Source organism: Crossiella sp. NPDC003009 (genome assembly GCF_053591555.1).
On the sequence record NZ_JBSFUA010000014.1, the window covers coordinates 106,394 to 121,102 of the forward strand.

At 72.9% G+C, this 14,709-nt stretch carries 12 protein-coding genes; 9 read left to right on the forward strand and 3 right to left on the reverse strand.

The window, feature by feature from the left end; all coding sequences use genetic code 11:
- Nucleotides 1-144: 144 nt before the first annotated feature.
- A complete protein-coding gene (locus ACWDY5_RS18010) occupies nt 145-2,505 on the forward strand; it encodes a beta-N-acetylglucosaminidase domain-containing protein (protein WP_449723312.1) in 2,361 nt (786 codons plus the stop codon).
- Between the two features lie 10 nt (nt 2,506-2,515).
- On the opposite strand, the gene ACWDY5_RS18015 is transcribed toward ACWDY5_RS18010, so the two are convergent.
- The 3 genes from ACWDY5_RS18015 to ACWDY5_RS18025 all read right to left on the reverse strand — a co-directional run bounded on the left by ACWDY5_RS18015 (nt 2,516) and on the right by ACWDY5_RS18025 (nt 7,395).
- On the reverse strand, nt 2,516-4,582 hold the full coding sequence (locus tag ACWDY5_RS18015; RefSeq protein ID WP_449723313.1) for a glycoside hydrolase family 2 TIM barrel-domain containing protein: 2,067 nt from the start codon (nt 4,580-4,582) through the stop codon (nt 2,516-2,518).
- Between the two features lie 8 nt (nt 4,583-4,590).
- Nucleotides 4,591-6,342 carry a pectate lyase gene (locus ACWDY5_RS18020; RefSeq protein ID WP_449723314.1) on the reverse strand — a complete coding sequence of 584 codons (1,752 nt, stop codon included), beginning with the start codon at nt 6,340-6,342 and terminating at the stop codon, nt 4,591-4,593.
- A gap of 93 nt (nt 6,343-6,435) precedes the next feature.
- A complete protein-coding gene (locus ACWDY5_RS18025) occupies nt 6,436-7,395 on the reverse strand; it encodes a pectate lyase family protein (RefSeq protein ID WP_449723315.1) in 960 nt (319 codons plus the stop codon).
- Nucleotides 7,396-7,727: 332 nt separating this feature from the next.
- On the opposite strand from ACWDY5_RS18025, the gene ACWDY5_RS18030 reads away from it, so the two are divergent.
- From ACWDY5_RS18030 to ACWDY5_RS18065, 8 genes are all read left to right on the forward strand, one after another.
- Complete coding sequence (locus ACWDY5_RS18030; RefSeq protein WP_449723316.1) at nt 7,728-8,738, forward strand: LacI family DNA-binding transcriptional regulator; 1,011 nt, start codon at nt 7,728-7,730, stop codon at nt 8,736-8,738.
- A 173-nt stretch (nt 8,739-8,911) separates the two neighbouring features.
- Entirely contained in the window at nt 8,912-10,441 is a 1,530-nt protein-coding gene (locus ACWDY5_RS18035) for an amino acid adenylation domain-containing protein (protein WP_449723317.1), read from the forward strand.
- On the forward strand, nt 10,438-11,706 hold the full coding sequence (locus ACWDY5_RS18040; protein ID WP_449723318.1) for a hypothetical protein: 1,269 nt from the start codon (nt 10,438-10,440) through the stop codon (nt 11,704-11,706). Before ACWDY5_RS18035 ends, ACWDY5_RS18040 begins: the two co-directional genes overlap by 4 nt.
- Before the next feature lies 1 nt (nt 11,707).
- On the forward strand, nt 11,708-12,217 hold the full coding sequence (locus tag ACWDY5_RS18045) for a sigma-70 family RNA polymerase sigma factor (protein WP_449723319.1): 510 nt from the start codon (nt 11,708-11,710) through the stop codon (nt 12,215-12,217).
- Entirely contained in the window at nt 12,214-12,591 is a 378-nt protein-coding gene (locus tag ACWDY5_RS18050) for a hypothetical protein (RefSeq protein ID WP_449723320.1), read from the forward strand. Before ACWDY5_RS18045 ends, ACWDY5_RS18050 begins: the two co-directional genes overlap by 4 nt.
- Nucleotides 12,592-12,622: 31 nt before the next feature.
- Nucleotides 12,623-13,834 (forward strand): cytochrome P450, encoded by a 1,212-nt coding sequence (locus tag ACWDY5_RS18055; protein ID WP_449723321.1) that lies wholly within the window; start codon nt 12,623-12,625, stop codon nt 13,832-13,834.
- The gene (locus tag ACWDY5_RS18060) at nt 13,831-14,490 is read left to right on the forward strand and encodes a TetR family transcriptional regulator (protein ID WP_449723322.1); all 660 of its coding nucleotides are present in this window, start codon (nt 13,831-13,833) and stop codon (nt 14,488-14,490) included. The genes ACWDY5_RS18055 and ACWDY5_RS18060 overlap by 4 nt, the downstream gene beginning before the upstream one ends.
- Nucleotides 14,487-14,681, forward strand: a complete 195-nt coding sequence (locus ACWDY5_RS18065; protein ID WP_449723323.1) for a ferredoxin — start codon at nt 14,487-14,489, stop codon at nt 14,679-14,681. The genes ACWDY5_RS18060 and ACWDY5_RS18065 overlap by 4 nt, the downstream gene beginning before the upstream one ends.
- Nucleotides 14,682-14,709: the final 28 nt, after the last annotated feature.

Here is a 14,709-nt window from a genome sequence, read left to right on the forward strand (position 1 = left end):
CTCCCAGTTCGGAGGGTAGCCAGTCCGGCACGTATTGGGAACCCATAGACCGGACCACTGCCCCCAAACGTTGGTAGCAGCGGAAAAGCCCCGGCCACGGGCCATACTGGTGCGAGCCGCCGCCCCCACTTCTCTGGAGACCGCATGCAGCTGCTCGGCCGAACGGCGTCCTTCCTGCTCGCCGCCGCGCTGCCACTGGGCGGGCTGACCGCCCCGGCCCAGGCCGCACCGGCTGCCGCCCCGCTCCCCCAGGTTTCCCCCGCGCCACAACACATCCAGCGCAGCGGACCGGACCTCCCGGTCGGCAACCGGGTGCGGCTGGTGGTGGACGAGCGCACCGACCCGGCTGCCCGCGCCCTGCTGGAGCGGACCCTGCGCGAGCACGGCGTCCGGCACATCGACACCGCGGGGCGCGCGCCGCTGACCTTCCACCTGGGACCGGCCGACCGGCCCGATGTCGCCGCCGCCCTCGGCTCGACCCCGGTCCCCGGCCGGGCGGAGGGCAGCGCGCTCACCGTCACCGCGCGGCGCGGTTCGGTCGCCCTTGGCGGGGTGGACGCGGCAGGCCAGTACTACGCCGTGCAGACCCTGCGGCAGCTGTTCACCGGCCACCGGCACCGCCCGCGCATCGCGGGCGCCGCGGTCAGCGACTTCCCCGCGATGGCCCTGCGCGGCACCATCGAGGGCTTCTACGGTTCGCCGTGGACGCACCAGGAACGCCTCGACCAGCTCGCCTTCTACGGCCAGGTCAAGGCCAACACCTACATCTACGCGCCCAAGGACGACCCGTACCACCGCGACCGCTGGCGCGAGCCCTACCCCGCCGACCGGCTGGCCCAGCTGGGCGAGCTGGTCAAGGCCGCCGCGGCGCAGCACGTCCGGTTCACCTACGCGCTCTCCCCCGGCACCTCGATCTGCTACTCCAGCGCCGAGGACCGCGCCGCGCTCACCACGAAGCTGCAAGCCATGTACGACCTCGGGGTGCGCGCCTTCTCCATTCCGCTGGACGACATCAGCTACACCCGGTGGAACTGCGCTGCCGACCGGACGGCCTACGGCGAACCGGGCCGCCGCGCCGCTGGAGTGGCCCAGGCCGGGCTGCTCAACGACCTCCAGCGCGGTTTCCTGGCCACCCACCCCGGCACGCACCCGCTGCAGATGGTGCCGACCGAGTACGGCGACCTCACCGACACCGAGTACAAGCAGGTGCTCCGCTCGACCCTGGACCCGGCGGTGCTGGTGATGTGGACCGGCACCGACGTGGTGCCGCCCAGCATCACCGTGGACCAGGCTCGCCGCGCCTCGGAACTGTTCGGCCGCAAGGTCTTCGCCTGGGACAACTACCCGGTCAACGACTTCGGCCAGGCCGCGGGGCGGCTGCTGCTCGCGCCCTACGACCACCGTGAGCCCGGCCTGTCCGGCCACCTCGCCGGCATCGTGGCCAACCCGATGAACCAGGCCGCCGCGAGCAAGGTCGCCGTGTTCACCATGGCCGACTTCTCCTGGCACGACCGCGGCTACGACCGGGACCGCAGCTGGCGGGCGGCCGCGGCGCACCTGGCGGGCGGCGACCCGGCCGGGGTCAGGGCGCTGCTGGACTTCTTCGACCTCAACCACCTCGCCCCGACCTTCGGCCCGCGACCGTGGCAGCCCCAGGCGCCCGCGCTCCAGGCCAGGGTGGACGCGTTCTGGGCAGGCGCTCCCGGCGCGGGGAGCGCGCTGCGCGGGCACGTCCGGCGGATCACCGCGGCGCCCTCGGTGATCAGGGCCACCGTCGCGGACCGGGCGTTCCTGGACGACGCGGCGAACTGGCTGGCCGCCACCGAGCTGTGGGCCGGGGCCATGGGCGCGGGCCTGGACACCCTGGAGGCGATCGGCGCCGGTGACCGCCGGGCCGCCGCCGCGGCACGGGAGCGGCTGGACGCCTTGGCCGCCAAGGCGAACCGGATCCGCTCGGTGCCTGGGGAGAACCGGGTCGAGGGCGTGGTGCGGATCGGCGACGGCGTGCTGGACGTCTTCCTGGACCGGGTGCGCGCCCGGCACGACGAGTTCCTCGGCCTGCCGCCGCTGCGCAACCTCTCGGCAGGCCGACCGGCCAGCCAGATCTCGGACTACTCGGCCGACTACGCCGCTGGGAAGTCCGTGGACGGCGACCTGTTCAGCTTCTCCACCACCTCCGGCGCCGAGCCGCGACCGTGGTGGCAGGTCGACCTGGGTGTGGCGGCCGACATCGAGTCGGTCCGGGTGCACAACCGGGTGGACTGCTGCGCCGAACGCCTGGCCGACTACCACGTGCTGGTCTCCGCGCAGCCCTTCCCGGACACCCTCGCCGAGGCGCTGCGCGCGCCGGGGGTGACCAGCCGCCACGAGCTGGCGCAGGCAGGCAGGCCGACCGAGGTCAGCCTGCCCGCGCGCGGGCGCTACGTGCGCGTGTGGCTGGCCACCGACCGGCCGCAGGAGCTGAACATGGCCGAGGCGGAGGTCTTCGGGCGCGTGCGGGGCTGAGCGGGCGCGCTCACTCCCGCAGCGTCCAGACCGCGGTGTCGGTGTGCGGGCGGCCGTTCGTGAACCCGGAGACCTCCACGGTGTTCGGGCCGGGCCGCAGCAGCACCTCCGGCCACTCCGCCACCCGGCTGGCACCGCTGATCGGGCCGCCGACCTGCCTGCCGTTGACCCGCAGGGTGACCGTCTCGGCGTTGGTGTAGGCCCGGACCGTGGTGCTTGCCGCGGTCCGGCTGGTCCACCGCTTGCTGTTGAGGTGCACCACCGGTGTGTCCGTCCAGTTCGCCTGGTACCAGTAGAAGGCGTCCTTGCGGATGCCCCGGTCGTAGGTCACCAGGCCCTTGTCGTTGCGGCCGGGGGTGTCGCCCTCGTCGCGGCTGTCGGAGGCGAAGTCGAACATGGCCCACACGAACGAACCCCACAGCCAGCGCCGCCGCGCCAGCTGCGACCAGTAGGCCTCGTGGTAGGCGGACTGGTACTGCTCGGGGTGCCAGCGCGAGGCGGGCACCGGGTTCGGCGGGTTCTCCTGGTGCTGGAAGGCGCTGGCCCCCGCGCCGTACTCGCTGAGCGCGAGCGGCCGGGCCGGGTCGGCGGCGCGCAACTGGTCGGCCCACGGCCCCAGCTCGGCGAAGGTCCCGGTGTACCAGCCGAAGTACTTGTTGTAACCGATCCCGTTGGTGTGCTTGGTGATCCCGGCCCGGTCCGGCACGCAGCAGCTCGCGTACGCCGAGGGCCGCGAAGGGTCTTCCGCGCCCACCACCTCGGCCAGCCGGTCCAGCAGGGCGTTGTTGGCCGGGGAGTCGTGCCACAGCTCGTTGCCCAGGCCCCACCAGACCACCGAGGGGTGGTTGAAGTTCTGCCGGATCATCTCCCGCAGCTGGGTCTCGATGTTGGCCCGGAACGCCGGGCTGTCCGTGGTCAGGTTGATCAACGGGATCTCCGTCCACACCAGGAAACCGTGCCGGTCGGCCAGCTCGTAGACGGTCTCGCCGTGCTGGTAGTGCGCGGTGCGGATGGCGTTGACCCCCATCTCGCGCATGATCCGGAAGTCCTCGGCGTGCTGCGCCGGGGTGACCGCCCAGCCCACGTCGGGCCGGTCCTGGTGCAGGTTCACCCCGTGCACCGGCAGCCGCTGGCCGTTGAGGGCGAACCCGTCGGTGGCCGAGATTTCCGCGGTGCGCAGGCCCAGCGGCTGGCTGACCCGGTCCAGCACGCGGCCGAAGGTGTCCACCACCTCCACGGTGGCTTGATAGCGGAACGGGTCCGCGCGGCCCTGCCACCGCCTCGGGCGGGCGATGGTGAGCGGCAGCGCCAGCTCCACCGCCTGACCGCCGCCGACCGCGCGCACGCTGGACTGCTCGCGTGCCACCACTTCGCCGAACGCGCCGGTGACCGTGGCGCGCAGCCGCACCCTGGCGGTGGACCGGCTGTCGTTGACCAGCTTGGTGCTCGCCGCCACGGTCGCCGACTCCAGCGTCACGCGCTGTTGCCGGAGGTAGAGGCCGGGGCCGCCGTGGTCGAGCAGGTCCAGGTGCACCGCGTCGGTCAGCACCAGGCTGACCTCCCGATAGAGCCCGCCGTGCATGGTGAAGTCGCCGCTCAGCGGTGCCACATCCGGGTCGGGGGCGTTGCTGACCCGGACCGCGAGCACGTTGGACTGGCCGGGGCGCAGCGCCTCAGTGGCGTCGAAGCGGAAGCGCGCGTAGCCACCCTTGTGCTCGCCGAGCAGGCGGCCGTTGACCCACACCGTGGTGGTGGTGTTGGCGCCGTCGAACTGCAGCCACACCCGGCCACCGGCAGGCGCGGGCAGGCCGCGCCGGTACCAGCCGGGGCCGCGGTAGTAGTCGTTGCCGCCGTCCTGGCCGTCCCGCCCGTTCCAGCTGTGCGGCACCGTGACCCGGTCCCAGCCGGAGTCGTCGAAGCCGGGCTCGGCCGCGCCTGGCGCCTCGCCGCGGTGGAAGCTCCACCCGGTGTGCAGGCCGACCACCGACCGGCCGTGGGCGGTGCCCGGCCCGGCCTGGGCGGGGACCGGCGCGGTCAGCGCGAGCGCGGTGACCACCATTAGCAGAAGCAGCCGCACCGCTTTCCTCATCGCTCCGCCCAGGCGATCAGCTTGGCCATGTTGGCCACGTAGGCGCCGGTGCTGATCACCAGGGGCCGTTCAGCGGGCGGGCAGGGCGAGGTGTCGTAGCGGTCGCCGACGTGAGTGCTCATGAAGTCCTTGCCGTGGAACGGGTCCGAAGGCGGTCGCCCCCGGTACGGGTTGGTCAGCGCCTCGGCCGGGGTGAGCCAGTGGTCCTTGGTCCCCAGGTCGCGCACCAGGGCCTCGGCCTCGGCGTCGGGCACCGTGGGCGGGGCGGGCTGGGCGTCCCGGAACAGGTCGGTCAGCTCCAGCTCGCGCACGGAGAAGTGCCGTGGCAGCGGGATCGGCGGGCCGGGGGTCAGCGGGGAGCGGGCGCGCAGCTCGGCGATCTCCTTGCCGCTCAACGAGCTCAGCTCCGCGTAGGTGCGCCGCAGGCCGTCCAGGTCGATGGCCCGCCCGGCGGAGTAGTGGCCGAGGGTGTCCCGGTGGTCGTGGTCGGTGTAGTAGGCGCCGTTGCGGATGTTGCTGCCGAAGCGGTGCACGAACAGCGCCCGGTTGGTGCCCAGCTCCACGAACGTCGGGTGCGTGCGCTTGGCCAGCAGCGGGTTCTCCGCCAGCTGTTGCGCGGTGAGCGGGCAGCCGGCCAGCCAGTCGATCGCCTCAGGCACCCTGGCCAGGTAGGAGCGGTCGCCGGTGAGCCGGAAGTAGTGGAACAGCTGGCGGATGTTGGTCTGCGTGGTGTGCGTGGCCAGCGCCCTCGGCTCGTAGGACCGCGCGCCCGCCGGTGCGCCCGCCGGACGGCCGCCGGCGGCCCTGGACAGGTGTTGCAGGGCCCAGCCGGCCTGCGGTCCGGGCTGCTGCATCCGTTGCAGGCAGCGCATCGCGCGGTGCACCGGCTCCAGCAGGTCCGGGCGGCGCAGCGGGCCGGCGCACAGCAGCAGGAACTTGATGTTCTCGCCGAGCACGTCGTCGTTGAAGGTGACGTGCCGGGTGTACTCGCCGTCCTCCATGCCGTGCCGCACGTCATCAGGCAGCCACGGCGGCCGTTCGGCGGGCCAGTGCGTGCGGGAGACCGAGCCGGCGAAGGCGGGGAACCGCTGTGGCCAGCCGCCGTCGGCCACGCCACCGCGGAACTGCGCGGCCAGCACGAACCGGATCGCCCGCGCCAGCGCCGCCTTGAACCGGGGGTCGCGGCGTGCCAGGTACAGCCGCAGGATCAGCTGCGCCGCGGCCGAGGTGCCCGCGTCGTCGAAGGTGGCGTTGCCGTAGTGGTGCTGGAACTCCTCCAGCCGCCAGCCGTTCCCGCCGACGGTCTCGTACCAGCGGCGCAGCGCGGCGGTCCCGGCGAAGTCGTGCACGTAGTTCCAGCCGCCCACCGGCAGCTGCGCGGCCACCAGCGCCAGCCCGGTGCGTTCAGCGGCGCGGTAGAACTCCTCCGCGCCGGTGGCGTGGTAGGCGTCGAGCATGCTGTGCCCGACCGAGGGCGTGCCGGGCGGCTGCACCCAGCACATGCTCCGCCGCGCCGCCAGCTCACCCCAGGAGGTGGACAGGTCGGGCAGGTAGCTCCACAGGTAGCCGCCGCGGTAGGAGACGTTGCGGTCCAGGAAGACCGCGGCCCGGCCCATCGCGCGCAGCACCGCGCCACGTGCCGGGCCCGGGGCGGTGGCCGCGTGCGCCGCGCCGCCGCCGAGCAGGGTGAGGGCGGCCGGGGCGAGGGTGAGCCTGGCGAAGGCGCGGCGGCTCAGGGGTGTGCTCATGGCTCCTCCGGCGCGTGGTCGGCGATGGACGCGGTGGCGCTCCGGGGACGGCGGGCGACGGCCGCGCCGGCCCCGGAGCGCACGGGCAGGCGCTCAGATGCGCCCTGGGCCTGCCCCGTTCCGGACGATCGTCTTCACGTCACTGGCGCGGTCCAGCTGATACGAATAGGGAATGCTCTTCACACTGCCGCCGGCCTGCCCGGAGCCGGAGCTGACAAAATGGTTGTTCCGGGCCACCAGCGTGCCCGCGGGAGAACTGCCCTCACCCAGGTGGAACGGGTCCTCGGTGTTCTCGAAGAAATTGCCTTCGACCAGCACGCCGCCTTCCTTGGTGGACGCCACGCCGTAACTGGTGACGCCGCCGTAGTAGTTGTTGTAGACGTGCACCGGGTTGCCGAAGCGCACCCTGGGGTGCCGCTGCCCGGTGCCGTCGAAGAAGTTGTGGTGGTAGGTCACCCGGAGCTTGCCCCGGTCCTCGCCGCCGTTGTCGTCGCTGTGCCCGAGCAGCATCGTCTTGTCGTGGCTGGAGAACTTGTTCCAGGACACGGTGACCAGGTCGGAGGCGCGCTTGATGTCGACCGCGCCGTCCTTGCCACTGGCGAAGCTGTTGTGGTCGATCCACACCCGGGTGGAGTACTGCACGTTGATCGCGTCGTCCGCCCAGTTCCGGAAGTTCAGGTTGCGTACGATCACGTTGGCGGACCTGGAGATGTTGAGTCCGTGCCCGGTGATGGCGGCGCCGGAGCCGACGCCGATGATGGTCTTGTCCGAACTGACCGCGGCCATGCCGGACAGCGCGATGGTGCCGGTGACGCGGACCACCGCGGGACCGCTGGCCTTGACCGCGGCGGTGAAGGCGGCCGCGGTGCTGACGGTGACCGGGGTGGCGCCGCCACCGCCGGTGGTGCCGCCGCCCTGGGTGGCCCAGCCCGCCAGGTCGAACGGCGCGGCCGAGGCGGCGGGCGCGGCGGCTGCCACGCCGGTGACGGCCAGCGCGACGACCAGCGCGGCAGACCAGGGAGCCCGCCGGTTCGGTAAGGATGTCCGGGACATCTGCTTCCTCTCGTGAACGGTGGCCGCCGCAGCGGAAAAAGACAGCGGCCACTGCGGTGAATGAGAATCAGCGGCGGTAAATGATAATGACAAAAAATGCTGCAACCGGCAGCGTAATGAGACGTTTACCCCCTGTCAACATGCCGATTCGCCGAATTCTCTCATCACGTATATGACCCATTTCGATTGCCTTCGAATCGAATTGTCGAAACAACTCCACCCGGCTGGAAACCGTCTTGCCGGAGGGCCTTCGCAAGACGGTTGGCCCTAGCCGGACCCCCTGCCCGGCCGTACCGTCCCAGAGCACCAACGGCGGTGACGAGGAGGGCGGGTTGGCCACCATCGCGGACGTGGCTCGGCGGGCCGGCGTCGCCCCGAGCACGGTGTCCTACGTGCTCTCCGGCAAGCGCGCGATCAGCCCGGCCACCAAGGCCAAGGTCGAGGAGAGCGCCCGCGCCCTCGGCTACCTCACCCAGCAGCCGCCTCGGGGCGCGGCGCGCCGGACCGGGGTGCTCGGCCTGGTCGCGCCGCTGCGCGCGGGCACCCACCTGCCGGTGCTGATGCGCTTCGTCAGCGCGGTCACCACCGCCGCGCACCGGCACGGCAACGACGTGCTGCTGCTCACCGCGGACACCGGCGCGGAGGGCCTGCGCCAGGCGGTGCAGCGCAGCGGCGTGGACGGCCTGGTGGTGATGGACGTGGAGCTGCGCGATGCCAGGGCGCCGGTGCTGCGCGCGCTGGACCGGCCCTCGGTGCTGATCGGCTTCCCGGTCGACCCCACCGGACTGACCTGTGTGGACCTGGACTTCACCGAGGCGGGCGCGCTGTGCCTGGACCACCTGGCCGACCTCGGGCACCACAGCGTGGCCCTGCTCGGCTCGCCCCAGCTGGTCTACCACCGCGACGCCGGTTACGCGCACCGCACCATGGCCGGCTTCACCGCGGCCGCGATCCGCCGCGGCGTCTCGGTGCTGACCAGGGCGACCGACGAGCAGCTGCCGTCGGTGCGGCGCACGGTCGCCGCCCTGCTGCAGGAGCAGCCCCGGCTGACCGCGCTGGTGGTGCACAACGAGGGCGCCCTGCCCTCGGTGCTGACCTGCCTGCGCGAGCTCGGCCGCGACGTGCCGGCCGACCTTTCCGTGGTGGCCATCTGTCCCGACGAGCTGGCCGAGCGGGCCTCGCCGCGGCTGACCTCGGTGCACCTGCCCGCCGAGGAGCTGGGCGTCAGGGCCGTGGACCTGCTCACCGCCCGGCTCGCCGGGGTCCGGCCGCCCGCGCTGACCCTGCTGCCGCCGCAGCTGACCGAGCGGGCCAGCGCGCACCGCCGCCGCCCCGGCTCCTGAGTCACCCTGGAGTCCATTGTGGACTCTGCTGTTCGACGCGCGTTCGACACCGCGTTCGACCACGACCGGGTCCACTTCCAAGCCGGGCAACGTTTTCCTGAGATTTAGTTGAACATTCACCCGACCTGTCTCGTTCAGACGGGGTGACCACCGGCCTGGCGAAAGGATCCGGAGTGACCCCGATCGTCGAATCCCCTGCCCTGCGCGGCCTGCCCCCGCACGAGCGCGTGCTCTTCGACCGCTTCGGCTGGGGGCCACGCACACCAGTCCCGTTCACCCACGTCCACCACGCGGTCCAGGCGCGGGCCGCGGCCTGCCCGCAGGCCCCGGCCGTGGAGCACCTCGGCGAGTCGGTGACCTACGCCGAGCTGGACCGCAGGGCCACCGCGCTGGCCCGGCTGCTCGTCGAGCACGGGGTGCGCCCCGGCGCGCACGTCGGGCTGTTCCTGACCAGGTCGGTGGCCATGGTGGTGGGCATGCTCGCGGTGCTGAAAGCCGGTGCGGCCTATGTGCCGCAGGACATCCGGCTCACCCCGCCGCCGCACCTGCGGCACATCGCCGCGGTGGCGGGCATCGAGGTCGTGCTCACCACCACGGCACACCGGGGACTCCTGCCAGCGGGCCTGGGCACGGTGATCGCGATCGACGACCACCCCGCCGCGACCGCGGCCCTGCCTGCCGAATGCGGCGAGACCGCGGTGGTGATCTTCACCTCGGGCACCACCGGCAGGCCCAACGGGGTCAGGGTCACGCACGCGAACCTGTGCAACGTCCTGCTCACCGCACCGGGTTCGCTCGGTGTCGGCCCCGGCGACCGGGTGCCGCAGCTGCTCAACATCGCCTTCGACATGGCCGTGTGGGAGGTGCTGGGCACGCTGGCCAACGGCGGCTGCGTGCTGGTGCGCGGCGGCGACCCCACCGCGGCGGCCCGCACCGCGACCGCGCTGATCGCCACCCCAGGTGTGCTGTCCACTGTGGACCCGAGGGAGTGCCCGCAGGTGCGGGTGGTCGCGGTGGCCGGTGAGCGCTGCCCGCCCGCGCTGGCCCGCGCCTGGTCGCGCACCGCGGTCTTCCACAACGCCTGCGGCCCCACCGAGGTCACCATCGTCAACACCGTGCAGCGCTACGACCCGGCCACCGGCAGGCTGACCATCGGCCGCCCGGTGCCCAACACCACCGTCTACGTGCTCGACGAGACGCTCAACCCGTGCCGGATCGGCGAGGTCGGCGAGATGTGGGCCGGTGGCGCCTGCGTCACCGGCGGCTACCTCGGCAACGCCGACCTCACCGCGCAGCGCTACCGCCCCGACCCGTTCCTGGGCGGTGGCCTGATGTTCCGCACCCGCGACCTGGTCCGCTGGACCACCGACGGCCAGCTGGAACACCACGGGCGCACCGACGACCAGGTGAAGGTCAAGGGTTTCCGGGTCGAGCTGGACGCGGTCACCGCGGCGCTGGAACGCGCGCCCGGCTGCCGGCGGGCCAGCACGGTGCTGCACCAGGGCGGGCTGGTCGGGTTCGTCAGCCCGGCCACCGCCGTGCCGGAGGCGGTCCGCCGCGCGGTGGCCGCCCAGCTGCCCTACTACTGCGTGCCCTCGCTGATCGTGCCGGTGGACCGGCTGCCGCTGACCGAGCGCGGCAAGGTGGACCGCGGGGCGCTGCTGTCCCGGCTGCCCGGCCAGCGGGCGGAGACCGTCGCGTGAGCGCCGCCCCGGTCCTGGCCCCCGCCCCGGCGAGCTGGCGCTCCCGGTTGCGGCGCAGGCCCTTCACCCACCACAACCGGCTGCTGGCCGCGGTGCTGCTGGCGAACCTGGTGCTGGCCCTGGCCACCGACTGGCGCGCCGACCTCGATGTCCTGGTGTGGCTGGTGCTCGGCAACGTGCTGCTGGCCGTGCTGATCCGCCAGCAGCACGTGATCAACCTGCTGTTCCGGCTGGCCACCAGCGCGCCGAAGCACTGGCCGCTGCGGGTGCGGTGGACGCTGGGCAAGGTCTACCACTTCGGCGGCCTGCACGTCGGCGCCGCGATCGCCGGCACGGCCTGGTTCGCCGTGCTGGCCTGGGTGCTCACCGCCCGCGGCGGCCCGGCCGCGCTGCTGGCCTGCACCTGGGCCATCGCGGTGCTGCTGGTGGCCATGGTGGTGCTCGCGCTGCCGAAGCTGCGCGCCGCCCGGCACGACCTGTTCGAGCGCTGCCACCGCTTCGGCGGCTGGGCGCTGCTGGTGCTCTTCACCGCGCACGCCGCCGCGCTGGCCGAGGCGCAGGGCCGGGTCTTCCTCGGCTCCGCGCCGTTCTGGGCCCTGCTGGCGGTGGTGACCAGCGTCGCGCTGCCCTGGCTGCGGCTGCGCCGGGTGCCGGTGCGGATCAGCACGCCGTCCCCGCACGTGGCCGTGGTGGCCTTCGACTACGGCGTCACCCCGTTCGCCGGCTCGTCGACCTCGGTGAGCCGGAACCCGTTGCTGGAGTGGCATTCCTTCGCCAACGTGCCCGCGCCCGGCCGCTCCGGCTTCCGGCTCACCATCTCCCGCGCGGGCGACTGGACCGGCGCGCTGGTGGACGACAAACCTGCGCACCTGTGGGTCAAGGGCATCCCGACCGCGGGCGTCGGCAACATCGACCGGCTCTTCCGCGGCGTGGTGTGGGTGGCCACCGGCAGCGGGATCGGGCCGTGCCTGCCGCATCTGCTCGCCGGGGACACCCCGGCCCGCCTGGTGTGGTCGACCAGGAACCCGGTGCGCACCTACGGCGAGGCGCTGGTGGCCGAGATCGAGTCCGGGCAGCCGGAGGCGGTCATCTGGGACACCGACCGCGACGGCAAGCCCGACCTGGTCGAGCTGGCGCTGCGCGCGCACCGGGAGTCCGGCGCGGAGGCCGTCATCTGCATCTCCAACCGGAAGACCACCTGGCACGTGGTCGAGTCCCTTGAGGCACAAGGGATTCCGGCCTACGGCGCGATCTGGGACTCCTGAGGTGAGCACCACGGCGGCGGAGCTGCTCCGCCTGGTGCACGACCGCCACGCGCCCGCGCTGTGGCGCTTCGCGCTGCGGATGACCGGCGACGAACAGCTCTCCCAGGACGTCGTGCAGGAGAGCCTGCTGCGGCTGTGGCGCAGCCCCGCGGTACTGGACCAGGGCGAGTCCGCGGCCCGGGCCTGGCTGTTCCGGGTGGCGCGCAACGTGGTCATCGACGAACGCCGCAGCGCGCGCTCCCGGCGTGAGGTGGGCGCGGCCAGGGTGCCCGACCCGCCGCGCCCCGACCAGACCGACTCGGTGCTGGACGCCTGGGTGATCACCGAGGTGCTGACCCAGCTGACCACCGAACACCGCACGGTCATCATCCGCGCGTTCTACCTCGGGCAGTCGGTGGCCGAGCTCGCGGTGGACCTGGCGGTGCCGCAGGGCACCGTGCGCTCCCGCCTGCACTACGGCCTGCGCGCGCTGCGCCGCGCCCTCCGGGAGAAGGGGCTGACCAGCCGGTGACGCCACCAGCCGACCCCTACCAGGACTGGGACGCCGCCTACCTGCTGGGCGCGCTCTCGCACGCCGAGCGCCGGGACTACGAAGGACACCTGCACGCCTGCCGGCCGTGCGCCCGCGCGGTCGCCGGGTTCGCCGGGCTGCCCGGCCTGCTCGCCACGGTGGCCAGGGAACAGGCGGCCGAACTGCTCGACCCAGCGGGTCCCGCTCCCCCGGAAGCCCGGCACGCCGGGCTGGTCCGCGCGGGGCGCAAGGCCAGGCGGCGGGCCAGGTTCGGCACCGCCGCCGGGGTCCTGGCCGCAGTGCTCGCCGGGGCGCTGGTGGCCACCTGGCTCGCGGCCCCGCGCCCACCACGCCAATTTAAGTCAGTTGATTGACTTATTTCGGACCCGGGGCCATGCTGGCGACATGACCCAGCTGCCCCGCTTCCCGTTCGAGACCGACGCCGCCCTGGAGCCGCCCGCCGAGTGGGCCGACTACCAGAAGGGCTGCCCGGTGGCCAAGGTGCAACTGGCCAGTGGGGACGAGGCCACGCTGATCACCCGCTACGAGGACGTCAAGAGCGTGCTGGCCGACCCCAGGTTCACCAGGCCGACCGCGGCGGACAACGCGGCCCGGGTCGCCGACACCGAGTCCGGCGGGCTGTTCAACAGCGAGATGTCCACCGTGCTCCCCCAGCACGGCGAGGCGCACCTGCGCTGGCGGCGGATGGTCGGCAAGTGGTTCACCGCCAAGCGGATGAACGCGCTGCGCCCCGCCATCGAGGCGATGGCCGAGCAGCTGGTGGACGACATGATGACCAAGGGCTCGCCCGCGGATCTCAAGGCGGCACTGGGCTTCCCGCTGCCGGTGTGGGTGATCTGCGACCTGCTCGGCGTGCCGGATGCCGACCGGGACCGCTTCGCGCACTGGTCGGACGCGCTGCTGAGCATGACCCGCTACACCCAGGCCGAGATGGACCTGGCCCAGGCGGAGTTCGCCGGGTACATGGCCACGCACATCGCGGCCAAGCGCACCGAGCCCGGCGAGGACCTGCTCAGCGCCCTCATCGGCGAGACCGGCCCGGACGGCGAGCCGATGTCCGACCCGGCGCTGATCGCCACCGGCATGGGCCTGCTGATCGCCGGGCACGAGACCACCGCGAACATGATCACCAAGATGACCGCGATGCTGCTGGCCGACCGGCGGCACTGGGAGCGGCTGCTGGCCGAGCCCGCGCTGGTGCGCACCGCGGTGGAGGAGACGCTGCGGCTGGACGCCAACGCCGGCTTCGGCATGGCGCGCTACCTCACCGAGGACATCGAGATCGCCGGCACCACCCTGCCCAGCGGCACCACCGCGGTGTGCAGCATGGCCGCGGCCAACCGGGACGAGCGCGCCTTCACCGCCGCCGCCGAGCTGGACCTGGGCCGCAGCCCCAACCCGCACCTGGCCTTCGGCGCCGGCGCGCACGCCTGCCTCGGCCAGCCGCTGGCCCGCACCGAGCTGCAGGTGACCCTGGAGGTGCTGCTGCGCAGGCTGCCCACCCTCGAGCTGGCCGTGCCGGTGGCCGAGCTGCGCAAGGTCGAGGGACTCGCGGTGGGCGGACTGCGGGAGCTTCCGGTTCGATGGCGGCTATGACCACCAGCAGAGCGGCGCGGGCCCAGGCCACCAGGGAACAGATCCTCACCGCCGCGGAACGGCTCTTCGCCGAGCACGGCGTGTTCGCGGTGTCCAACCGGCAGGTCGCCGAGGCCGCGGGGCAGGGCAACAACACCGTGGTCGGCTACCACTTCGGCACCAAGGCCGACCTGGTGCGGGCGGTCATCCGCAGGCACGCCACCGCGATGGAGCAGCGGCGCGGCCCCATGGTCGCCGAGGTCGCCGGGAGCACGGAGGTCCGGGACTGGGTCACCTGCCTGGTCCGCCCGCTCACCGACCACCTGGCCTCGCTGGGCAGCCCGACCTGGTTCGCCCGCTTCGCCGCTCAGGTGATGACCGACCCGTCGCTGCGCCCGATCATGGAGGAGGAGGCGCTGTCCTCTCTCAGCCTCAACCGGATCGTCGACGGTCTGCACCGCAGCCTGCCCGACCTGCCCGGCGAGGTCAGGGACGAACGCGGCGGCATGCTCCGCCATCTGATGGTGCACATGATGGCCGAACGCGAGCTCGCCCTCGCCGAGCACACCCACACCCCCAGGTCCAGCTGGCAGGACGCCGGCACCGGCCTGATCGACGCACTGGTCGGACTGTGGCTGGCCCCGGTCACGACCATCGACGAGAAGGAAGAACCATGAAGATCACCGTGGACCAGGACCGTTGCTGCGGCGCGGGCACCTGTGTGCTGCTCGCGCCGGAGGTGTTCGACCAGCGCGAGGAGGACGGCATCGTCGTGCTGCTGGCTGAGGAGCCGCCCGCCGAGCTGCACGAGACGATCCGCGAGGCCGCCGCGGTGTGCCCGGCCGCGGCGATCGTGGTGAACGAGTGATGTGCGCACCAGCGGGTACCTGACGATT